General features: G+C 72.7%; 16 protein-coding genes and 1 tRNA gene. 8 read left to right on the forward strand and 9 right to left on the reverse strand.

What is annotated here, in order from left to right:
• Positions 1–3 precede the first annotated feature (3 nt).
• From EDD93_RS36630 to EDD93_RS36650, 5 genes are all read left to right on the forward strand, one after another.
• Positions 4–408 carry a hypothetical protein gene (locus EDD93_RS36630; RefSeq protein WP_123530833.1) on the forward strand — a complete coding sequence of 135 codons (405 nt, stop codon included), beginning with the start codon at positions 4–6 and terminating at the stop codon, positions 406–408.
• 91 nt (positions 409–499) lie between these two features.
• Positions 500–1,174: a class F sortase gene (locus tag EDD93_RS36635; RefSeq protein ID WP_123530835.1), complete on the forward strand. Its 675-nt coding sequence runs from the start codon at positions 500–502 to the stop codon at positions 1,172–1,174.
• Between the two features lie 167 nt (positions 1,175–1,341).
• Positions 1,342–2,322 (forward strand): sphingomyelin phosphodiesterase, encoded by a 981-nt coding sequence (gene sph / locus EDD93_RS36640; RefSeq protein WP_123530837.1) that lies wholly within the window; start codon positions 1,342–1,344, stop codon positions 2,320–2,322.
• Positions 2,323–2,449: 127 nt separating this feature from the next.
• A complete protein-coding gene (locus tag EDD93_RS36645; RefSeq protein WP_123530839.1) occupies positions 2,450–4,060 on the forward strand; it encodes an FAD-dependent monooxygenase in 1,611 nt (536 codons plus the stop codon).
• Between the two features lie 392 nt (positions 4,061–4,452).
• A complete protein-coding gene (locus EDD93_RS36650; RefSeq protein WP_123530841.1) occupies positions 4,453–4,827 on the forward strand; it encodes a hypothetical protein in 375 nt (124 codons plus the stop codon).
• A 36-nt stretch (positions 4,828–4,863) separates the two neighbouring features.
• Here EDD93_RS36650 and rbsD read toward each other — a convergent pair whose 3' ends face one another.
• Genes rbsD through EDD93_RS36675 form a run of 5 tightly spaced genes read right to left on the reverse strand, consistent with a single transcriptional unit; the run spans position 4,864 to position 10,819 of the window.
• A complete protein-coding gene (gene rbsD / locus EDD93_RS36655) occupies positions 4,864–5,253 on the reverse strand; it encodes a D-ribose pyranase (protein WP_123530843.1) in 390 nt (129 codons plus the stop codon).
• Positions 5,250–6,179 (reverse strand): ribokinase, encoded by a 930-nt coding sequence (locus EDD93_RS36660; protein ID WP_123530845.1) that lies wholly within the window; start codon positions 6,177–6,179, stop codon positions 5,250–5,252. The genes rbsD and EDD93_RS36660 overlap by 4 nt, the downstream gene beginning before the upstream one ends.
• Before the next feature lie 53 nt (positions 6,180–6,232).
• Positions 6,233–8,200 carry a substrate-binding domain-containing protein gene (locus EDD93_RS36665; protein WP_123530847.1) on the reverse strand — a complete coding sequence of 656 codons (1,968 nt, stop codon included), beginning with the start codon at positions 8,198–8,200 and terminating at the stop codon, positions 6,233–6,235.
• On the reverse strand, positions 8,190–9,785 hold the full coding sequence (locus tag EDD93_RS36670) for a sugar ABC transporter ATP-binding protein (protein WP_260256111.1): 1,596 nt from the start codon (positions 9,783–9,785) through the stop codon (positions 8,190–8,192). Before EDD93_RS36670 ends, EDD93_RS36665 begins: the two co-directional genes overlap by 11 nt.
• Positions 9,782–10,819, reverse strand: a complete 1,038-nt coding sequence (locus tag EDD93_RS36675; RefSeq protein ID WP_123530849.1) for a LacI family DNA-binding transcriptional regulator — start codon at positions 10,817–10,819, stop codon at positions 9,782–9,784. Before EDD93_RS36675 ends, EDD93_RS36670 begins: the two co-directional genes overlap by 4 nt.
• Positions 10,820–11,164: 345 nt before the next feature.
• Between EDD93_RS36675 and EDD93_RS36680 the strand changes: the two genes are divergently transcribed.
• Positions 11,165–15,130, forward strand: coding sequence for a DEAD/DEAH box helicase (locus tag EDD93_RS36680; RefSeq protein WP_185092636.1), 3,966 nt, complete (start codon positions 11,165–11,167; stop codon positions 15,128–15,130).
• A 97-nt stretch (positions 15,131–15,227) separates the two neighbouring features.
• On the opposite strand, the gene EDD93_RS36685 is transcribed toward EDD93_RS36680, so the two are convergent.
• Positions 15,228–15,315, reverse strand: a tRNA-Leu gene (locus EDD93_RS36685).
• Positions 15,316–15,551: 236 nt separating this feature from the next.
• Here EDD93_RS36685 and EDD93_RS36690 point away from each other — a divergent pair.
• Together EDD93_RS36690 and EDD93_RS36695 are read left to right on the forward strand one after the other, a co-directional pair.
• Positions 15,552–16,856 (forward strand): DUF2254 domain-containing protein, encoded by a 1,305-nt coding sequence (locus tag EDD93_RS36690; RefSeq protein ID WP_123530853.1) that lies wholly within the window; start codon positions 15,552–15,554, stop codon positions 16,854–16,856.
• Between the two features lie 107 nt (positions 16,857–16,963).
• Entirely contained in the window at positions 16,964–17,761 is a 798-nt protein-coding gene (locus EDD93_RS36695; protein WP_123530855.1) for a phytanoyl-CoA dioxygenase, read from the forward strand.
• A 130-nt stretch (positions 17,762–17,891) separates the two neighbouring features.
• On the opposite strand, the gene EDD93_RS36700 is transcribed toward EDD93_RS36695, so the two are convergent.
• The 3 genes from EDD93_RS36700 to sucC all read right to left on the reverse strand — a co-directional run bounded on the left by EDD93_RS36700 (position 17,892) and on the right by sucC (position 21,797).
• Positions 17,892–19,466: an aldehyde dehydrogenase family protein gene (locus EDD93_RS36700; protein WP_123530857.1), complete on the reverse strand. Its 1,575-nt coding sequence runs from the start codon at positions 19,464–19,466 to the stop codon at positions 17,892–17,894.
• A gap of 286 nt (positions 19,467–19,752) precedes the next feature.
• Positions 19,753–20,649 (reverse strand): succinate--CoA ligase subunit alpha, encoded by an 897-nt coding sequence (gene sucD, locus EDD93_RS36705; protein ID WP_123530859.1) that lies wholly within the window; start codon positions 20,647–20,649, stop codon positions 19,753–19,755.
• 11 nt (positions 20,650–20,660) lie between these two features.
• Complete coding sequence (gene sucC, locus EDD93_RS36710) at positions 20,661–21,797, reverse strand: ADP-forming succinate--CoA ligase subunit beta (protein ID WP_123530861.1); 1,137 nt, start codon at positions 21,795–21,797, stop codon at positions 20,661–20,663.
• Between the last annotated feature and the right edge of the window lie 78 nt (positions 21,798–21,875).

Here is a 21,875-nt window from a genome sequence, read left to right on the forward strand (position 1 = left end):
TCCATGTCCCTGCGTTCGTCCTTGCGTACCGCCGTCCTCGCCGCCGTGGTGGCCGGCGCGGTCTGTGTCCCCGCCACCTCGGCCTTCGCCGACTCCTCCCCCGCCCCCACCAAGGCCGCCACCCCCTCGGAGGCCCCCTCGGAGGCCCCCTCGGTCGCCCCCGCCCCCGCCTCCGCCGTGCCCACCAAGGCCCCGCGCGGCGGAGTCGCCGCGGGCGACAGCCCCGCACCGGCGCCCGCGGTCCGGTCCGCGAGCACGCCTCGCGGCGGAGTCGCGGCGGGCGAGCGCCCGACCGGCACCGGCGACAACACCGCCGCCGTCACGGGGTCCGCCGTGGCGGCCCTCCTGGTCGCGGGCGCCGGAACGGTCGTCCTGCGACGCCGCTCCACCGGCCGCCGCAACGGCTGACCAACCCTCAGCCGAAAGAGCCGACAGTGGCGCCGTCCCGCATCGGGGCGGCGCCACTGCCGTCGGCCGATCTCTCCTGGAGCCCGTCCTCATGTCCCGCACGCCCCAGTTCCTCCGGCGCACCGCACTGCCGGTGTACGCCTGCCTCGCGCTGACCGCACTGACCTCGCTGACCGGCTGCTCCGACGCCTCCCCGGCGAAGTCCCCGGCCCGGAGCGCCGGCTCGTCCGCGACGACCGGAAGTCCCTCGCCCGGCCCGGCAACCGCGTCCGGCCCCTCGTCCCCATCCGGATCCGAGGCCGGCTCCACATCCGCGAAGCCCGCCTCGCCGCCCGTCCGTGTCTCCATCCCCTCCCTCGGCATCGACAGCGCGGTCATGCGCCTCGGGCTCAACGCCGACGGCACGGTCGAGGTGCCGCCCGCCGACAAGGGCATGACGGTCGGCTGGTACACCGGCGGCTCCGTACCCGGCCGGCCGGGCCCCGCCGTGCTGATCGGCCACAACGACACCCGCTTCGGCCGAGCCGTGTTCCATGACCTCAAGAAGATCGCCAAGGGCGCGGACATCGCCGTCCGCGACAAGCGTGGCACCGAGATCCACTTCCAGGTCACCGGCCGGGAGACGGCGAGCAAGAAGGCGTTCCCGACCTCGCGGGTCTACGGCAGGACCGAGGCGCGCGCGCTGCGGCTGATCACCTGCGACGGCGCGTTCGACGCCGCGGGCCACCCCGTGGACAACCTCATCGTGTACGCCGAGAGGAAGTGACGGGCAACCGAAGGCGGAGGTGACAGCTGCCCCGGCAGGCGGGCACCTGATGGACGGCTGCGGGCAGGGATCCCGGCACCTGCCGTCTACCCACGGGTAACTCCCCCTGCTTTCATGGGTCCCAGCATTCGCCCGCCCCCATGCAGCAGCAGACTCAGGAGTACCCCGTGCCGCACTCCGCACTCCGCCGCGTCTCCGGCGTGACCCTGTCCGCCGTGCTCACCGCCGCCGCACTCGTGGCCGTCGCACCTCGGGCGTCGGCCTCGGACACCCCGCCACTGCGGGTGCTCACGTACAACACGTTCCTGATGAGCACGAACCTCTACCCGAACTGGGGGCAGGCGCACCGGGCCGCCGAGATACCGAAGGCCGGCTTCTTCCGGGGCAACGACGTCGTCGTACTGGAGGAAGCGTTCGACAACAGCGCCTCGGACGCCCTGACCCGTAACGCCTCCGGCCAATACCCGTACCACACACCGGTGGTGGGCCGGAGCCGGAGCGGCTGGGATGCCACCAGCGGCGCCTACTCGGCCACCACGCCGGAGGACGGCGGCGTCACGATCCTGAGCAAATGGCCGGTCGTCCGCCAGGAGCAGCACATCTACCAGGACGCCTGCGGCAGCGACTGGTGGTCCAACAAGGGCTTCGCGTATGCCGAGTTGAACGTCAACGGTGCGCGTGTTCACGTGGTGGGCACGCACACCCAGTCGACCGATCCGGGCTGTGCATCGGGCGAGGCTGCCGAGATCCGGGCTCGGCAGTTCCGCCGGATCGACGCGTTCCTCGACGCGAAGAACATCCCCGCCTCGGAACAGGTCATCGTGGCGGGCGACCTCAACGTGGACTCCCGCTCGCCCGAGTACGCCACCATGCTCGCGAACGCCGGACTGACCGCTGCGGACTCCCGCACCGGGCACCCCTACTCGTTCGACACCCAGGACAACTCGATCGCATCCGAGCGCTACCCCGACGATCCCCGCGAGGACCTCGACCACGTCCTGCACCGCACCGGGCACGCGAAGCCGTCGGGATGGACGAACGAGGTGATCAAGGAGGAGAGCGCGCCGTGGACGGTGTCGAGCTGGGGGACGGACTACACGTACACGAACCTCTCCGACCACTACCCCCTGGTGGCGTCGGGCCAGTAGCCGGTGGTCGCGGCCGGTGACCGGTACGCGTGTACCGCGTGGCCCGGAGAGCCCGGCTCGCCGCCCCCGTCCGATCGGGCGACCATGGAGGTGAGGGGGCGGCCGGGCCAGGTACCGGGAGGCATCCGTGGCACACGCCCATTCCACCGACGTACTGATCGCGGGCGCGGGCCCGGTCGGGCTGAGCGCCACGGCCGGACTGCGCCGCCGCGGGGTGGCGTGCCGCCTGATCGACCGCCTGCCGGCCCGGCTCCCCTATGCCAAGGCGGTCGGTGTCCAGCCGCGCACGCTGGAGCTCTGGGACCGGATGGGCCTGGCCCGCACCGTGCTGGAGGCAGCCGTCCCGATGCGGGGCCAGCTCATCCGCGTCAACGGCCGCCAGGTGGCCAGAATGGACCTCGGGCTGCCGCCCGAGGTGCCGTACGGTTTCGCCGCCCTTCCCCAGTACGAGACCGAGCGCATCCTCGAGGAGTACGTCGCGGGCCTGGGCACGGCCGTCGAGCGCGGCACCGAACTTCTCGGGTTCACCCAGGACACGGACGGTGTCACGGCCCGGCTGCGCACCGCCTCCGGGGCGACCGAGGAGGTCCGGGCCGGCCATCTCATCGGCTGCGACGGCGCGCACAGCGTCGTGCGCAAGGGGCTGGGGCTCGGCTTCGAGGGCGGGGCGTTCGCCGAGGAGTACATGCTGGCCGACGTCGAGACCGACTGGGACCTGCCCCACGGCTACGGCCTGCGCTCCAGCCACACCGCCGAGGACGGCTCCACCGACGATCTGCTGGTCTGCATCCCGCTTCCGGGCACGGGCCGCTACCGGATGTCGATGCTCGTACCGCCCGAGCTCTCCGCCCGTCCGAAGAACCCGGCGCCGGGGACCGGCGAGGTGGCGCACGGGCTGGAGGGTGGGCGTACCCCGCAGCTCAGCGACATCCAGGCCGTCGTCGACCGTCTGGCGCCCGGTCCGGCGACCCTGTCCACGATGCGCTGGTCCTCCGTCTTCCGCATCAGCCACCGCATCGTGGACCGCTACGGCGAGGGCCGGGTCTTCGTCGCCGGCGACGCCGCACACATCCACCCGCCGACCGGCGCCCAGGGCATGAACACCGGCATCCAGGACGCCTGCAACCTGGCCTGGAAGCTGGCCCTCGTCGTCCGGGGCGAGGCCGGACCCGCCCTGCTCACCACGTACGACGCCGAGCGCCGCCCGGTCGGTGAGGAGGTCGTCGGCCGCACCGTCCGGCACGCCACCCAGGGCATGGAGAACGACGCCGACGATCCGCAGACCCTGATGCTCCGCGAGGCCCAACTGCTCGTCGGATACCGCGACGGCCCCCTGGCCGGCGCCCCGTACGGCCCGCCCGACGCACCGCAGCCCGGCGACCGGGCCCCGGACTGCGGCGGCCTGACCGTCCCCATCGCCACCTACCCGCTGCGCCTGCTCGACGTCCTGCGCGAACACCCGGACCACGTACTGGTTCTGTACACGGAGGGGAGCACCGGCGCCGGAGCGGCGGACGCGGCCGGGATGCACACGGTCACCGTCCTCGGACGCGACGCCCCGGCGGACAGCCCTGGGTACCGCGACACGGCAGGCGAGTTCGCCCGGCTCTACCGCCCGGACGGGCCCACCGGTTTCGTCATACGCCCGGACGGACAGCTCGGCGCCCGCTTCCCGCTCTCCGATGTCTCCCGGGCCGTATCGGATTACCTAGACGCCCTGTTCGCGGCGACCGACTGACCGGTGCCGGCCGGACCGCACCCGCTTGCCGGAACCAGGAAGTCACCGGGGGCCGGGGCTGCCGGTCCCGCTTCTTGTTGCCTGGCGTTGCCGCGGCGCAAGCCGGCAGGGCGGGAGGACGTCTGTCGCGGGGCGAGGGGGGACGGTATGAGGCAGGTGCCTGTGTTCCGGTGGGTGCTTGCGGTCGGCCTGGTGCTGATCGGCTGTTCGCTGGGTGCGCACTTCGCCGCGCCGGGCCTCCCCGAGCTGCGGCAGGTGCTGGGCCGGGGGCCGGGCCCCGGGCGGCCTGCCGGGCGATGGCCGCCGCGCGGCGGCTCTCCTAGCGGGCCGAGACCACCGCAGCGGTACTGGTCGACCCCCACCGGCCCGAGCCCCGCACCGCGGCTCTGCTGGTGGCCCTTCAGGTGCAGGCGGAGGGCGGGGCGGCGGCCCGGCGCACGGCGGAGACGGGAAGGCCCCTGGCCGAGCGGCTGGAGCCGCTGCTGGCCGACGCCGAGCCGTGCGGCGGATACCGGGAGATACTGCGTGCCGGACCGGACCGGCGCCGTCTCGCCCGGGAGTCCGTGGCGCTGCTGCGTCAGGAGCCGACCTCAGCCGCGCGGGACGGACTCGCGGAACGGTTCGCGCAGACGTCGGTGGATCTGCTGCGCGGCCAGAACAGTGACGCCGCCGGGCCGGCCGCGCGGGTGGACTTCGCGGCCCGCCCTGTGGAGTACCGGCGGGTGCTCGTGGCCGTCACGCGCCATGGCATCGTGACGGCCGAGTGACCTGGCCGCTCCCGGCCGGGCCGTGTTGACGGGCTCTCAGAAGAAGACCCCGCAGCGCAGCAGCACGTTCGCGTACGGCCGCGCCTCTCCCGTACGCACCACCAGGCGGGCGTCCGCCGTGAGCGCCTTGAGGGCGTCATGGGGTACGTGGGTGAGCCCCGGGAGGCGTTCGGTCAGGAGGCGCGACGCGTCCGGATTGGCCTCCCGGATCTCCTGCGCCGCCGTCGCGCCCTCCACCACCAGTTCGTCCAGCAGCCCGTCGAGCACCTGCGCGAACGACGGGATTCCCGCCAGGAAAGCGAGGTCGACGACACGGGGGCCCGGGGGGACGGGCATGCCGACGTCGCAGATCAGCACGCCGTCGCCGTGGCCCAACTCGGCCAGGGCGCCCGCGAGGTGACGGTTGAGGATGCCTGACTTCTTCACAGTGCGCCGATCTCTTCCGCTGTGGGGAAGGACGCCTGCGCGCCCTCCCTGGTGACCGCGGCCGCGCCGACCCTGACGGCGAGGGCGGTGGCCGCGGGGAGATCCTCGCCCAGACCGAGCCGCCAGGCCAGGGCCGCGGTGAACGCGTCGCCCGCGCCCGTCGTGTCGACCGCGTCGACCTCGGGGCTCGGGACCCGTACACAGTCGCCGGTACGGGTGTCGGCCGCCAGCGCACCGCCGGCGCCCAGGGTGATCACCACCGAGCGGGGGCCGAGTGCCGTGAGCGCCCGTGCCCAGGACTCGGGAGTGGCACCCGCGTCCCGGCCGAGGATCGAGCGCGCCTCGTGCTCGTTGACCACCAGGGGGTCGCAGGCCGCCAGCACTTCGGCGGGCAGCGGGGCGGGCGGGGACGGGTTGAGGACGAGGCGGGTTCCGGCGGGCAGGACGCGGGCCGTCTCGGCGACCGTCTCCAGGGGGATCTCCAGCTGGACGGAGACGACCCGGGCGGCGGCGAGGAGGGGGGCCGCCGCCCGGATGTCCTGGGGGGTGAGCCGTGCGTTGGCGCCCGGCGACACGACAATGCTGTTGTCGCCCGTCGGGTCGACCGTGATCAGGGCGACCCCGGTGGGCGCTCCGCCGACGAGGACTCCGCCGGTGTCGACGCCCGCCGACCGCTGCGATTCGAGCAGCAGCCTGCCGTGCGCGTCGTCACCGACCCGGGCCAGCAGCGCCGTGCGGGCGCCGAGGCGGGCCGCGGCGACCGCCTGGTTGGCGCCCTTGCCGCCCGGGTGGACGGCGAGGTCGGAGCCGAGCACCGTCTCCCCCGGTGCCGGGCGCCGTTCGACGCCGACGACCAGGTCGGCGTTGGCCGAGCCGACGACCAGGAGGTCGTACCGGGCGGGACCGGAGTCCTCGTTCTCGTACATCTGCTGCTACTGCCTTCCTTCCGTGGAGTACGTGGCCGGGGTGTGCTGCCCGGTCAGGAGAAGTCGGCCACGTTCTGCCGGGTGACGACCTTGACCGGCACCTTGACCGTGCCGGCGACCTTCTTGTCGTCGGCCGCCCGGACCGCGTTCTGCACGGCGATCTTCCCGAGCTCCTTGGGCTGCTGGGCGACGGACGCGTACAGCGTGCCCGCACCGACCGCCTTCAGACCGTCCGGGGTGCCGTCGAAGCCGATCACGGAGACCGACTTCCCTGCCTTGGCACCGAGCGCCTTGACCGCGCCGAGCGCCATCTCGTCGTTCTCGGCGAAGACACCGGTGATGCCGGGGTGGCCCTGGAGGAGGTTGGTCATGACGTCCAGGCCCTTGGTGCGGTCGAAGTCGGCGGGCTGGGTGGCCACGACCTTGATGCCCGGGTAGGCCTTGATGCCGGCGGCGAAGCCCGCCCCGCGCTCACGGCTGGCGGAGGTGCCGGCGGTGCCCTGCAGGACGACGATGCTTCCCTTGCCGCCGAGCTTGCCGGCGAGGGCCTTGGCGGCGAGCTTGCCACCGGCCACGTTGTCGGAGGCGACGAGCGTCGCCGTGTCCGCCTTGTTGACGCCCCGGTCGGCGGCGACCACGGGGATGTCGGCGTCGTTGGCGCTGCGCACGGCCGGTCCGACCGCGTCGGAGTCCACCGGGTTGACGATGATCGAGTCCACTCCGGAACTGGTGAAGTTCTGGAGCTGGTTGGCCTGCTGGGAGGCATCGTTCTGCGCGTCGGTGACGGTGAGGTCGATCCCGGCGGCCTTGGCCTGTGCCTGCGCGCCCGCCTTCATCTGGACGAAGAAGGGGTTGTTGAGCGTGGACAGGGACATCCCGACCCGGGTGTTGCCGCCGGAGGAACCGGAGTTGAAGAACGTGACGGCGGCGATGACAGCCGCGACGCAGACCAGTGCGAGACCGGCCTTCATCACTCCCCTGCGTCCCGATCCCGGTGATCCGGGCCCGGCGGCGGAGGAGCCGGCCGAGGACGGGGCTCCGGAGCCGGCCTTGCGGCGCAGCGTGTCGAGCAGCACCGCGAGGGCGATGACGACACCGATGACGACCTGCTGCCAGAAGGCGGACACGGACATCAGGTTGAGGCCGTTGCGCAGCACCGCGAGGATCAGCGCGCCGATCAGGGTGCCGGACGCCTTGCCGACGCCGCCCGCGAGGCTGGCGCCGCCGATGACGACCGCCGCGATCGCGTCGAGCTCGTACCCCTGCGCGGCCTGCGGCTGGGCGGAGGTCAGCCGGGAGGCGAGGACGATGCCCGCGACGGCGGCGAAGAGGCCGGACAGCGCGTAGATGGCCAGCTTCTGCTTCTTGACCCGCAGCCCGGAGAGCCGGGCCGCCTCCTCGTTGCCGCCGATCGCGTACATCGAGCGGCCGAGGTAGGTGCGGGCCAGGACGAGGGCGGTGATCAGCCCCATGGCGATCATGACGAGGACCGGTACGGGCAGCCAGCCGCCGAGCGTGTCACCGAGTGTGGACACGGAGTCGGGGAACGCGATCGGGCTTCCCTGGGAGATCACCAGGGACAGGCCTCGCGCGATCGACAGCATGGCCAGCGTCGCGATGAACGAGGGCAGCTTCCCGTACGCGACAAGGGCGCCGTTCACGAAGCCGCAGGCGATGCCGGTGGCCACCGCGAGGAGGACCGCGAGTACGACGGGCATCCCCGCCGACGTCGCCGACCAGGCCAGGACCGTCGCGGAGAGCGCGGCGACCGAGCCGACGGAGAGGTCGATGCCTGCGGAGACGATGACGAAGGTGACGCCGAACGCGAGGATCGCGGTGACGGCGGCCTGCACGCCGACGTTCAGCAGGTTCTGGGTGGTGAGGAAGTCCCCGGAGAGCAGGGACATCGCCAGCAGCAGGGCGACCAGGGCGGTGAGGGCCCCGTTGTCGAGGAGCAGTCGGCGCAGGCCCGGCCCGGCGGCTCCCGCGCCCGCCTTGCCCGGGTGGGTGTCAGTGGCCACGGGGGCCCTCCTCGTCGTTCTCGATGCGTTCGGTGGATTCGCTGGGCTTGGTGGGTTTGGTCGGTTTGATGAGGTCGTTGACGGGCTCGGCCTCGGGGGCGGAGCCGACGGCGAGGGCCATCACGGCGTCCTGGGTGGCCCGCTCGGCGGTGAGCTCACCGGCGATCCGGCCCTGGGCCATGACCAGCACCCGGTCGCTCATGCCGAGGACTTCCGGCAGGTCGCTGGAGATCATCAGGACGGCGTGGCCGGAGGCGGTCAGCTCGTTGATGAGCTGGTAGATCTCGACCTTGGCGCCGACGTCGATGCCCCGGGTCGGTTCGTCGAGGATCAGCACGCGGGTGTCCGCGAGCAGCCATTTCCCGATGACGACCTTCTGCTGATTGCCGCCGGAGAGGGTACGGACGTGCTGGCCGAGGCCCGCCATCCGTACGCCGAGCTGGTCCGCGATCCGGGCTGCGGCCGCGCGCTGGCCCTTGAGGTCGACGAGCCCCGACCGGCTCGCCGCCCGCAGGGTGACCAGGCCGAGGTTCTCCTGCACGGAGGCGTCGAGCACCAGTCCCTGGCCCTTGCGGTCCTCGGGGACGAGGCCGATCCCGGCGTTCATCGCGGCGGTGACGTCGTGCCTGCCGAGCCGCTCGCCGCGTACGTCGACCGTTCCGGCGTCGTACGGGTCGGCGCCGAAGACGGCGCGGGCGACCTCGGTGCGGCCGGCCCCGACGAGTCCGGCGAGGCCGACGACCTCACCGGCGCGCACCTCGAAGCTGATGTCGTGGAAGACGCCGTCGCGGCTGAGCCCGCGCACGGACAGCAACGGCTCCCCGGCGTCGGCACGTTCACGCGGGTACTGCTGGTCGATGCTGCGGCCGACCATCAGCTGGACGAGTTCCGCCTCGGGGGTCGAGGCGGGCACCTGCTCGATGCTGCGGCCGTCGCGCAGGACGGTGACGCGGTCACCGAGGGCGGCGATCTCGTCCAGGTGGTGGGTGATGAAGACGATCCCGACGCCGTCCTCGCGCAGCCTGCGCACGATCCGGAAGAGCTTGTCGACCTCCTCGGAGGTGAGGACCGCCGTCGGCTCGTCCATGATCAGGACGCGCGCCTCCAGGCTGAGGGCCTTGGCGATCTCGACCATCTGCAGCCGGGCGATGCCCAGTTCGCGGATCTTCGCCCGAGGCGAGACGTGCAGGCCGACGCGGTTCAGCAGGACCTCGGCATCGGCCTCCATCCGGCGCCGGTCGATCAGTCCGTACCGGCGCGGCTGGCGGCCGAGGAAGATGTTCTCGGCCACCGTGAGATCGGGCACCAGGTTGAACTCCTGGTAGATCGTGGCGATCCCGAGCTTCTCGGCGTCCTGTGCGCCGTGGATGCGGACTTCACTGCCCCGGGCGAAGATCCGGCCGCTGTCCGGGCGGTAGGCACCGGAGAGCATCTTGATCAGGGTGCTCTTGCCGGCGCCGTTCTCGCCGAGCAGGACGTGCACCTCGCCGCTGCGCAGATCGAAGTCGACGCTGTCCAGGGCGACCACCCCGGGGAAGGTCTTGCGCACGCCTTCGATGCGCAGCAACTCGACTGACTCGCTCACGCGTTGCTCCTCGGCTCGGTGGCGGACGGGTCCGGCCCGTCCGTGCGCTCACCGCAGGAGCCGCGTACGACGAGCCGGGCGGGCAGGGTGACGGACTGCGGGGGGCGGCCCTCGACGATGTCGACGAGGGCGCGTACGGCCGCGCGGCCGAGTTCGCCGGTGGGCTGGGCGATCGCGGTGATCGGCGGTGCGGTGTGGACGAACCAGGGGATGTCGTCGAAGGCGGCGAGCCCGATGTCCTCGGGGACGCGCAGGCCGTGGGCGCGGATGGCGTCCAGGGCGCCGAGCGCCATGAGGTTGTCCGCCGCGAACACGATCTCGGGCGGTTCGGGGAGAGCGAGGAAGTGCTCGGTGGCGCGCCGGCCGCTGGCCGCCTGGAAGTCGCCCTGGCCGATATAGGCGTCGGGCAGCGCGAGTCCGTGCGCGCTCATCGCCGCCCGGAAGGCCTCGACACGCTCGTCACCGGTGGTGGTGGCCGCGGGCCCGGCGATGATCGCGAGCCTGCGGTGACCGAGTGCGTACAGGTGGGCGACCAGGTCCTGAATGGCCCGGTGGCCGTCTGCGCGCACGACGGGGACGTCCACACCCGGCATCCAGCGGTCCACGAAGACCATCGGGGTACCGGCGCGCGCGACGTCGTGCAGCAGCGGCGAGTCACCGTCGGCCGGCGAGACGAGGAGCCCGTCGATCCTGCGGTCCAGGAGGGTGCGGACGTGGTCGTCCTGCTGCTCGGGCCGCTCGTCGGCGTTGCCGATGATCACGCTGTAGCCGAGGGCGCGGGCCTCCTCCTCGACGGAACGGGCCAGGGCGGTGAAGTACGGGTTGAGCACGTCGCTGATGACGAGACCGAGCGTTCGGGTCTGATCGGTGCGCAGCGAGCGGGCCAGCGTGTTGGGCCGGTAGCCGAGGGCTTCGACGGCGGCGAGGACGCGTCTGCGCGCGTCCGGGCTGACGGAGGGATGGCTGTTGAGGACGCGGGAGACCGTGGCGACAGAGACTCCTGCCTGGGCCGCGACATCCTTGATGCTCGCCATTTCCGGGACCACCTCCTTGTGGTTTCCGTGCGCCTCGAAACCAGCGGCCGGGGCCGTGGAATCGATTACACGGAAGATTGGAATCGATTACATGGCCGAAAACAACCCCCTACCTGCCCTCCGAGACCGGATCGTGACGCGAGGGGCGGATTGCCCGGGAGATCTCGTACGCAGGTCACCGGCGGAGGTCACCGAGTGCCGGGGCGCTCCCACCCCGGGGCAGACGGCCGGACCGCCGACAGCGCTGGCCCGGCCCGGCCTGTGGGCGGTCCGGTAGATTCGGCGGACAGCTCATCGGCAAAGGGAGCGGCCGGGGGCCGCCGCGTGTGGACTGGAGGCACGGGGGTGCGGAGCGGACAGGGGCAGGGCCACCGCAGGGAAGCACTGCTGGAATCCTGGCGTGCCATCGAGCTGTTCGGCCCGCCGGGCATCCCCGCACTGCCCCGGCGGCGCTCCGCCTCCGGGTCCGGTACGAGAGACGAGTACATCGTCGATCTGACGCCGCAGCCCGGACACATATCGCCGCGGTTGCCGTGGGATGCCGGTCATCCGGAGACAGGCGCGCGCCGGGCGCCGTACGGCCGTATGTGGCGTCACGAGATCTACTGCGGGGTGTTCGATCTCGAGCTGCTCCGTCAGGCGATGATCGCGGTACTGCCTGCGGGGACCGATCCGGATCCCGGTGTGCCGCAGTCGGAGCTGACGGTGCCGGGCCAGAGCGCGATGTTCGCCCTGGTCCTGGACGATGCGGGACGACCGGTCGAGGACACGTCCGTGATCTCCGCGTGCGCCTGGGCGACCGGCCGCCTCTTCGATCCGGGGCCCTCCGCGCCCGGCTGGCTGGACGGCTTCGAGGAGCTCGACGACGCGTTCGGCGCGGCGATCGACGAGCTGACGGCCACCGCGATTCCGTACGGCTTCGCCGCGCCGTCCCCTGACTCGGTGTCCGGGCAGGGGTCCGGATCCGGGCGCGGGCCGGGAGGTGCGGCCGGGGGCGGCGGGGTGAGCTGGCAGCGGCTGCTCGGCGAGATCCTGGGCGGGGCCGCCGTCGGAGCGGTCGAGGCACTGTTCGGCGAGGTCGCCGGCGCCGCCCTCCAAGGCGCGGCCGAACCGCTGGTGAGCCGCGCCGCCGACTGGGCGACGGCGCGCCGGACCGTCGCGGACCAACGGGAGCCCGGGGATCCGGCGAGTGGCAGCAGCGATCCCGCACCTGTGCCGGCAGGCTCTGCGGACACGTCGGAGGCGCCCGGAGCCGGCCCCGGTCCCCGCCCGCTCGGGTTCGCCGACCTCGTCGCCCTGACCGCGCAGATCGCCGACCTGTGCGGGGTGCGGGACCATCTGCGACCCCAGGTGATCCGGGTGCGGAGCAGGCTGGTCCACCGGCCCAAGGATCCACAGGCGAAGGCCACCGCCGCAGCGCCCTTCCTGAACAGCCTGCTCCCTCCTGATCTCGCCCGGGTGGCCGGGGCGGTAGGCAAGGGGATCGGCCCGGCTCTGGACGCGTATCTGACCGGGCATGACGCCCTTGCCCCGGGCCGGCGGACGGATGTGCGTCAGGAGCGCGGAGTCGTGCTGGCCGGGGTTGATCCGGCGCTGGTTCCGTCGGGGCGGTGGCCCGCACCGGCACGATTCCCGCTGGCGCTGAGCCAGCAGTTCGCGGTGGACCGGATGCTCGCCGACCGCGCGGGCACCGGCGGCGGGATGTTCTCCGTGAACGGCCCGCCCGGCACGGGCAAGACGACGATGCTGCGCGATCTGGTCGCCGCCCTGGTGGTCGAGCGGGCGGCGGTGCTGGCGACGTTCGACCGGCCCGGTCAGGCCTTCCCCGCGCCGGCTTGGCGGGGCAAGGACCGGCAGGGCAGTCATCCTCGGTTCGTGTCGCGGCTCGACCCCCGGCTGACCGGCTTCGAGATCGTGGTCGCCTCCTCCAACAACGGCGCGGTCGAGAACGTCACCGCCGAACTGCCGGGCATCGGCGCGCTCGGCGAGCACTGGCACGACACCACGGACCACTTCCCGGACCTCGCCTCTGCTCTCCTCGGCGGCCCCGCATGGGGGCTGATCGCGGCGGTGCTCGGAAACAAGACCAACCGCAGGGAGTTCTGCGACCGCTTCTGGTGGGGCCGGCTGCCCGAGAAGGAGGCCGCCGCCCGTTCCGCGGCGCAACAGCCGCCACTGCGCGGCATGCGGGCTGTTCTGAGCGACTGGATCCCGCCGAGGGTTGCGCCCGGCAGCCGGCGCTCCGCCTCCGCAAACCCGGACGCGGCGGCGGGGCCCGCCGAGCCGGTGCCGTCGTGGACCGCCGCCGTCACCGCGTTCCGCACCGCCCAGGCCGAGGTCGAGCGGCTGCGCGCCGAGCGCGCCCGGCTGGCCTCGGCCCTGGCAGTCGTCGAATCCCCGTCGGCCGGGCGGCGGATCACCGGCCTGGAAGCCGCCGCCCGCCGCGCGGACCAGCAGATCGACGCCGCGACGGCCGCCGTCGAGCAGGCCGCCGTCACTACCGACGGGGCCCGGCGTGCCACCTCGGCCGCCGAGGCCCGGCACCGGGCGGCCACCGACGACGTGACACGAGCCCGGCAGGAGCTGGCCACTGCCCGTGCGGATCTGTCTGCCGCTCGTGAACTGGCCGCGCACCACCGTGATTACGTCACCGCGCTCACTGCCCGCCACGACGCACCGCCCGTCGTCGAGGGGGGTCTGCGAGGCGGACTGCGGCGGCTGCTTCAGAGCGCTGCGGACCGGCAGGCCGCCGAGCGGCAGCAGGAGCGCACCCAGGCCGAGATCGCGGAATTGCTCGTCCAGCAGAGCGCAGCCCTGGACGCTTCCATGGCGCAGGTGGCCGCAGCCGTCCGCGCCGAGTCCCTGGCCGTGGGCAGGACCTCCCAGTGCGCCACCGCCGTCGACGAGGCGGCCACCGGGGTCACCGCCGCCCGCGGACACGAACGCACCGCTCACGCCCGGCAGGCCGCGGCGGACACCGCTGTGAGCCGGGCCCGGGAGACCGCTGACACAGCCCGCCGCGAGCTGCGCGTTGCCAGGACCGAGCTGGACGGACGCCATGCCGCGCTGCGGGACGCGGCCCGGACGCTGCCCTCACTGCCGCTCGGCTGGCTGCACCTCGGCGAAGACGTCCAGGAGCTCGGCTCCCCCTGGTCCGACGAGAAGTGGTCCACGGCACGCAGCGACCTGTTCCTGCGCGCCCTCGACCTGCACCGCGCCTTCGTGGCCGGAGCCGCGAAGCAGGTCCGCGGCAACCTCCAGGTCCTCGTGGAGCTGATGGCGGGCACCAATGGGCCGCTGCCCGACGAAGAGGTCGAGCATGCCTGGCAGACCCTCTTCCTCCTGGTGCCCGTCGTGTCCACCACGTTCTCCTCCGTCGGCAGCATGTTCGCCCGCCTCGGCCGGGAGTCGATCGGCTGGCTGCTCGTGGACGAGGCCGGGCAGGCCACCCCACAGGCAGCCGTGGGCGCGCTGTGGCGGGCTCGCCGCGCCGTCCTGGTCGGCGACCCCCTCCAGCTGGAGCCGGTCGTCACGATGCCCACGGCTCTGCAGCGCAGGCTGCTGCGCGCCTACGGCGTCGACGAGAGGTGGCTGCCCTCGGCCACCTCGGCCCAGGCCGTGGCCGACCGGACCAACCGCTTCGGCACCTACCTGCCCGACCCGGACGGGGACGAGGAGCACGTCTGGGTGGGGTCGCCGCTGCGCGTCCACCGCCGCTGCGAGGAACCGATGTTCACCGTCAGCAACGAGGTCGCCTACGACGGCCTCATGGTCTACGGCACCGCGCGGCAGGAGTTCCCCGACGGGGAACGGAACGGACTGCTGCCCAGCCGCTGGCTCAACACCGACGCCCCCTCCCGCCCGGCCGATGCCCCGTGGGGCGAACGCGACCGCCGTGCGTTCGAGTTCGTCCTCGACACCTTGGACCGGCACGGCGTGGGCGTCGAGCGCATACGCGTCATCGCCCCGTTCCGGGCCCTCGTCGCCGAGTGCAAGAAGGTCTGCCGCAGCCGCACGGGATGGACCGCCGAACACCTGGACGAGCGCTGCGCCACCGTCCATCGAGCACAGGGCAAGGAAGCCGACGTCGTGGTCCTGGTGCTCGGGGGCGGCCGTCGCGGAGCCCGGGAGTGGGCGGCCCGCACCCCGCATCTGCTCAACGTCGCCGCGAGCCGCGCCAAACGCCGCCTCTACGTCATCGGTGAGCGCGGCCTGTGGGCGCCGCTTCCCCATTTCGATGTCCTCGCGGACGAACTCGATGTATTCGACCACCGCCGCGACCGCACCACCTGGTCGCCGGACAGCCCTTAGGCGGCCCGGAGGTGTGCGGCGGCACCGGGACAGACAAAAGAGCCGGTCAGAGCGATATTGCTTCGCTCTGACCGGCTCTTTTGGGTCGATCGACCTCTGGTGTCCGAGGGGGGACTTGAACCCCCACGCCCGATAAAGGGCACTAGCACCTCAAGCTAGCGCGTCTGCCATTCCGCCACCCGGACCGGGTGTGTCTGCCGCGGTTCCCCGTGGCGACAAAGAAAACAATACCAGGGGTTTGGGGTCCACCTCACCTGCATATTGGGTGGTCAGCGAGGTGCGAGCGGATCGGACGGATGTTCCGGACGGCACGCCCCCGCGCCTGCGCACGATCCGTCGTCGCACGCGTACGCACGGTGTGTCCGGAGGGTCGGCGGCGACGTCCACGAAGGCGCGGGCGGGGCGGGTTACGTTCGCCGGCATGAGTGATCGCGGCTATCGGCCACCCCGCGCGCTGTCACCGCTGCGTGAGCACTTGCGTGAGACCTTCTGGTTCGCTCCGACCCTGACACTGGTCTGCGCCATCGCGCTCTGGTTCGCCGCCTCCGCGGTCGACGAGCAACTCGTCTCCTACCTCAAGGACGAGCAGGCGTACGACGAGGTCAAGGATCTGGTCTCGGTCGCGGAGGACACGAAGCAGATCGTCGTCACGGTCAGCTCGGCGATGATGACCTTCATCGGTGTGGTCTTCAGTATCTCGCTGGTGGCCGTGCAGATGGCGAGCGGGCAGCTCACGCCCCGGGTGGTGCGGATCTTCGTACGAAGCCGGATCAGCAAGCTCACGCTGTCGGTGTTCCTGGCGACGTTCGTCTTCTCGCTGCTGGTGCTGAGCTCGTACGAGAGCGAGACTGATCCGCGCCTGATCACGTCCGTGCCGTTCGTGCAGAGTGTGCTGACCGCCGCGCTCGTCGGGCTCAGCCTGCTGCTCTTCATCGCCTACGTGAGCTCCACGCTGCGTCTGATGCAGGTGGGCCCGGTCGTCGACCGCATCACCCGGGATTCGTTCCGGGTACTGGCGCGGATGCCGGGCGGCCGGCCCCAGGAGGGACCGCTCGCCGCCGAGAGCGGGCAGCTCGTGCACGAGGGGCGGGCCGGGGTCCTGCGGGACGTGAACGTGGCACGGCTGGTCCGCGCCGCGCGGCACCAGGGCGTCGTCCTGCGGCTGATCCCCCGGCTCGGGGACTTCGTCGTGCCGGGGACGCCGGTGCTTGCGGTGCACGGCGGGGCCGCGCCGCCCCGGAGCGCGCTGCGGTACACGGTGTCCGTCGGGGTCGAGCGCACCCTGCACCAGGACCTCGCGTTCGGGCTGCGCCAGCTGTCGGACATCGCGCTGCGGGCCCTGTCCCCGGCGGTGAACGATCCGACCACCACCGTGCAGTGCCTGGACCGGATCGTGCAGTTCCTCGCGGCCGTCGTGGACCTGCCCCTCGGCGCCGTCCACCACCGGGACCGCAAGGGGGTCGTGCGGCTGGTGCAGGACGTACCGGAGTGGGCGGACCTGGTGGATCTCGGCTTCGAGGAGGTCCGGCGGTGCGCGGCGAACAGTCCGCAGGTCACCCGGCGGCTGCTGGCCGGGATCGACGATCTTCTGCTGCTGGCACCGCCCGGCCGGCAGCAGCCCCTGGTCCGGCATCGTGCGCTGCTGATCCAGGCGGTGGAGCGCACGGTGCCCGATCCGGCCGAGCGGGAGTTCGCGCTGCTCCCCGACCGGCAGGGCATCGGGTGAGCCCCGACCGTCCCGGCCCGGCCCCACCCCGATCCTCGGCGGCGCCCGACAAAAGCGGTGCGGAAGATGTCGGGCGGCCGGTGACGGCGTCGCCGCACGATGAGCGCATGGACGACACGACCTTGGTATCCCGCTTTCTCCGCGACGGCTTCGTGAAGCTGGAGGGCGCCGTCGCACCACGCGTGGCCGCGGACTGCGCGCACCTGCTGTGGCGCGAGACGGGCTGCGATCCGGAGGATCCGGCGACGTGGACGCAGCCCGTGCACCGGGTGCCCGGCATGGCGCAGGGGCCGTTCGCGGCCGCCCCCAACTCCCCGTATCTTCAGCACGCCTACGACCTTCTCGTCGGCGCGGGACGCTGGGAGCCGCGCTACTCGCTCGGCACGTTCCCCCTGCGCTTCCCGCACGCGGAGGAACCGGACGACTCGGGCTGGCACATCGAGGGGAGCTACCTGCCGGAGGGTGAGAGCTGGTACTTCACCAATCTGCGCTCCCGGGGCCGGGCGCTGCTGATGCTGTTCCTGTTCAGCGAGGTCGGTGAACAGGACGCCCCCACCCGGATCCGCGTCGGCTCACACCTCGACGTGCCAAAGGTGCTGGAGAAGTACGGGGAGGACGGGGCGAGCGGGCTGGTCCTCGCGCCCGATCTGGTCGCCGCATCCGCCCACCGGCCGCTCGGCCTCGCGACCGGGTCCCCGGGCGATGTCTTCCTGTGCCATCCCTTCCTGGTGCACTCGGCGCAACCGCACCACGGGGTGCGGCCGCGTTTCATGGCCCAGCCGCCGCTGATGCCGGCCGCGCCGTACGAACTCCGGCGGTCCGACGGCGCCTACTCACCCGTGGAGATCGCGATCCGCCGCGGCCTGGGGCAGGACACGTCCGGTCCGGACGGTGCCGGGCGCTGACTGCGGCACCGGGCGGAGCCGGGCACGGCTCGGGCGTGTTGTGAAAGTGGCGTCGTCCGCCCGGAGGGCGGGCCGGCGGCGTCTGGTGCGTGCGATCGCACGCCGCGGACATGGTCTCGTAGCGGAGCTACTAGGGCATCAGGTGGTGGTCCGGGAAGTTGCCCGGCGGGCGCTCGTCCGGCGGGCCGTCCGTCACGGCGCGGACCAGGAGTCCGCCCCCGACGAAGGCGCCGCGCCAGGAGGCGCCGAAGCCGCCGAAGAGCTCCTCGCGATCGCCCCTGGAGCGCGGGACGCCGTGCCCGACCTTGAACGCGCGGATCTGGGGGGCGAGCCGCGCGTACGTCGCCGGGTCGTCGGTCGAAAGGGTGGCGACCAGGGCCCCGTTGGAGGCGTTCATGGCGGCGAGGAGTTCCGCCTCCGTGTCGACCAGGACGATCGTGTCGACCGGGCCGAATGGCTCCGCGTGGTGCAGCGGGGAGGACGGCGGCGGGTTGAGGAGGGTGACCGGGTGGAGGTAGGCCGAGGCGTCCTGGCCCGGGAGGAAGTGGCCGCCTCCCGGGGTCGCGCCGGCCCGGTGCAGCGGGATTGCGCCCCGGTCGATCGCCTCGGCCACCTGGTCGGCCAGCTCCTTGGCCTTGGCCGCGTTGATCAGGGGCCCGAAGTCCAGGTCGGGCAGCGGGTCGGCCGGGTCCGCCACGGCGAGGGGATGGCCCACGCGCAGCTTGCGGACCGCCGGGAGGTACGCGAGGAGGAACGCGTCGAACGCGCTGCGCTGCACGACGAAGCGGGGGTAGGCGGTGCAGCGCTGCTTCCCGTAGTCGAAGAGTTTCGGGATCACGGCCGTGAGGGCGTCCCAGTCCGTGTGGTTCCAGATGCCCCAGGTGTTGAGGCCCTCCTGTTCGAGGATGTGCCGTTTACCCAGGTCCGTCACCGCTGTGGCGATGCGGGCGCCGGTGTCGCGGCCGCCGACGAAGGAGACGCAGCCGATCTCCGGTGCGCGGACCAGGGCCTCGGAGAGTTCGCCGCCACTGCCGCTGACGAGGGTGAGCGGGATGCCCTCGCGGGCGGCCAGCGCACACGCCAGCGTCAGGCAGGCGACGCCCCCGTCGGTGGGGGCCTTCGCGATCACCGCGTTGCCGGCGAGCGCCTGCACGAGCATCGCGTGGACCAGCACGGACATCGGGTAGTTCCAGCTGGCGATGTTGGAGACGGGGCCCGGGAGCGGGGTGCGGTCGGTGAGCATCCCCTCGATGTTGTCCACGTACCAGCGCACCCCGTCGATCGCCCGGTCGACGTCCGCCTGGGCGAGGCGCCAGGGTTTGCCGATCTCCCAGACGAGGAGGAGGGCGAGCAGCTCGCGGTGTTCGGTCAGGGCGTCGAGAGCGGCGGTGACGCGGGCGCCGCGTTCGGGGAGCGGGACGTGGCGCCAGGCGCGGTGCTGGTCGAGGGCGGCGCGGACCGCGCGCGCGGCGGTTCGGGCGTCGAGCCGGGGCGGTCCGGCGATGGGGGTGCCGTCCACGGGTGTGGTGGCGGGGAGCACCCGGCCGTCGCGTTGCCAGCCGGCCGACCAGAGGTTCAGCACCCGGTCGTCCTGGAAGGCCTCGGGGGCGGTGGTCAGGCAGCGGTGCCAGGCGTCCTGCCAGGCGGTGCCGGGTTTGAGGGCGAGGGGGGTAGGGATCGGGGCGGGGCTGGTGTCGGGGGTCATGGGGTCTCCGCTCTCGGTGCACGGTCGGGGCGGGGTGGTGCGGACGGGAAGGGGCGGGTGGGGCGCCTGCGGCGGGCCTTGTCCCCTGCCCGCCCCTTCCCGTGACCGGGGCTCCGCCCCGGACCCCGCTCCTCGGACGCCGGAGGGGCTGGGTACCGGAGGATGGGGAGGGGCCGGGGGGCGGCCGGCGCCGGGAGGGCCGGTCGGGGCAGGGGAAGGCGCGGGCCCTCGGATGCGCGCAGGCCCGGAACAGCACGCGAGGCCCGCAAACAGCGCGACGGGTCTCTCAGGTCCCGCCCAGCGCTCCCCTCAGCCGGGCTCTCGTCAGGTTGGCTGTTTCGGTGGGGGTCGAGCCGACGGCCACTCCCGCCGCCTCAAGCGCACGCTTCTTCGCCTCGGCCGTTCCCGCCGAGCCCGAGACGATCGCGCCCGCGTGGCCCATCGTCCTGCCCTCGGGGGCCGTGAAGCCCGCGATGTAGCCGATCACCGGCTTGGTGATGTGCTGGGCGATGTGGGCGGCGGCGCGCTCCTCGGCATCGCCGCCTATCTCGCCGATGAGGACGATCAGTTCGGTGTCGGGGTCCTGTTCGAAGGCGGTCAGGCAGTCGATGTGGGTGGTGCCGATGACGGGGTCGCCGCCGATGCCGACCGCCGAGGAGAAGCCGCTCTCGCGGAGCTCGTGCATCAGCTGGTAGGTGAGCGTGCCCGACTTGGAGACCAGGCCGATGCGACCGGGGACCGGGGCGATGTCCGGCGGGATGATGCCCGCGTTGGAGTGGCCGGGGCTGATCAGGCCGGGGCAGTTGGGGCCGATGATGCGGGTGGGGCGGCTCCTGGCGTGGGCGTGGAAGGCGACCGCGTCGTGCACGGGGATGCCCTCGGTGATGACGACGGCGAGGGCGATTCCGGCGTCCACCGCCTCGATGACGGCGGCCTTGGCGAAGGGCGGCGGGACGAAGACGACCGTGACGTCCGCGCCGGTCTCGTCCATGCCCTCCTTGACCGAGCCGAAGACCGGCACGGAGGTGCCGTCGAGGTCCACGGTCCGGCCCGCCTTGCGGGGGTTCACCCCGCCGACGATCCTGGTGCCGGCGGCGAGCATCCGGCGGGTGTGCTTCATGCCCTCGGCGCCCGTCATGCCCTGGACGAGGACCCTGCTCTCCTTGGTGAGGAAGATGGCCATGTCCGCACTCCTTACGCTGTGTTGGCGAGTCGGGCGGCGCGGCGCGCGGCGCCGTCCATGGTGGTGGCCCGGTGGACCAGGGGATGCGCGCGGGCGTCGAGGATCGCGTGGCCGCGGGCGGCGTTGTTGCCGTCGAGGCGGACGACGAGGGGTCTGGTCAGCCGTACCGACTCGAGCGCCCGGACGATGCCGTCGGCCACCGCGTCGCAGGCCGTGATCCCGCCGAACACGTTGACCAGGACCGACTTCACGCCGGGGTCGGAGAGGATGACGGACAGCCCGTCGGCCATCACGCCGGCCGAGGCGCCGCCGCCGATGTCGAGGAAGTTGGCGGGGCGGGCGCCGCAGCCGGCAACCACGTCGAGGGTGGACATGACGAGGCCCGCGCCGTTGCCGATGATGCCGACCTCGCCGTCGAGCTTGACGTAGTTGAGGCCCCGGGCGGCGGCCTCGGTCTCCAGCGGGTCGCCGTCGGCCGCCTCGTCGGCCTCCGCGCCCCAACGGGACTGGCGGAAGCGGGCGTTGTCGTCGAGGGTGACCTTGCCGTCCAGGGCGAGGATTCTGCCGTCGGCCGTGCGCACAAGCGGGTTCACCTCGACCAGGAGGGCGTCCTCACGGGTGAGCACCTGCCAGAGGCGGTGGAGTACCGGCGCTGCTTCCGGCGGCAGTCCGGCCGCCTCGGCGATCCGCCGCGCCACCCCCTCGGTGACTCCCTCCTCCGGGTCGACGGGGATCCGCGCCACCGCCTCCGGGCGGCTCGCGGCCACTTCCTCGATCTCCATGCCGCCCTCGGCCGAGGCGATGGCGAGGAAGGTGCCGGCCGCCCGGTCGAGTACGTAGCCGACGTAGAACTCGGCCTCGATGTCGACCGGTTCGGCCAGCATCACGGTGCGGACGCGATGTCCCTTGATGTCCATGCCGAGGATCTGACGCGCGGTGAGGGCGGCCGCCGCCGCGTCCGCCGCGAGTTTCACCCCGCCCGCCTTGCCGCGTCCACCGGTCTTGACCTGCGCCTTCACGATGACGCGGCCACCCAGCCGACGGGCCGCCCGTTCCGCCGCATCCGCGTCGTCGACCACCTCGGCCCTGGGTACCGCTATGCCGTGTTCCGCGAAGAGTTGCCGTGCCTGGTGCTCGTACAGATCCATAGTCACTCCCGATCGTGCCGATTGCGAAAGTGCCGCACGCCCCCTGGACACCACCCACCGGATGCGGGATAACAAGGT

Origin of the sequence: Streptomyces sp. 840.1, from assembly GCF_003751445.1 — a bacterium.
Classification (GTDB): domain Bacteria; phylum Actinomycetota; class Actinomycetes; order Streptomycetales; family Streptomycetaceae; genus Streptomyces.

Excerpts from the sequence above, each read along its gene's own strand:
- EDD93_RS36630 (WP_123530833.1), top strand. The coding sequence starts at position 4 with ATGTCCCTGCGTTCGTCCTTGCGTACCGCCGTCCTCGCCGCCGTGGTG.
- EDD93_RS36635 (WP_123530835.1), top strand. The coding sequence starts at position 500 with ATGTCCCGCACGCCCCAGTTCCTCCGGCGCACCGCACTGCCGGTGTAC.
- EDD93_RS36660 (WP_123530845.1), bottom strand. The coding sequence starts at position 6,179 with ATGTACGAGAACGAGGACTCCGGTCCCGCCCGGTACGACCTCCTGGTC.
- EDD93_RS36675 (WP_123530849.1), bottom strand. The coding sequence starts at position 10,819 with ATGGCGAGCATCAAGGATGTCGCGGCCCAGGCAGGAGTCTCTGTCGCC.
- EDD93_RS36690 (WP_123530853.1), top strand. The coding sequence starts at position 15,552 with ATGAGTGATCGCGGCTATCGGCCACCCCGCGCGCTGTCACCGCTGCGT.
- EDD93_RS36695 (WP_123530855.1), top strand. The coding sequence starts at position 16,964 with ATGGACGACACGACCTTGGTATCCCGCTTTCTCCGCGACGGCTTCGTG.
- EDD93_RS36700 (WP_123530857.1), bottom strand. The coding sequence starts at position 19,466 with ATGACCCCCGACACCAGCCCCGCCCCGATCCCTACCCCCCTCGCCCTC.
- sucD (WP_123530859.1), bottom strand. The coding sequence starts at position 20,649 with ATGGCCATCTTCCTCACCAAGGAGAGCAGGGTCCTCGTCCAGGGCATG.
- sucC (WP_123530861.1), bottom strand. The coding sequence starts at position 21,797 with ATGGATCTGTACGAGCACCAGGCACGGCAACTCTTCGCGGAACACGGC.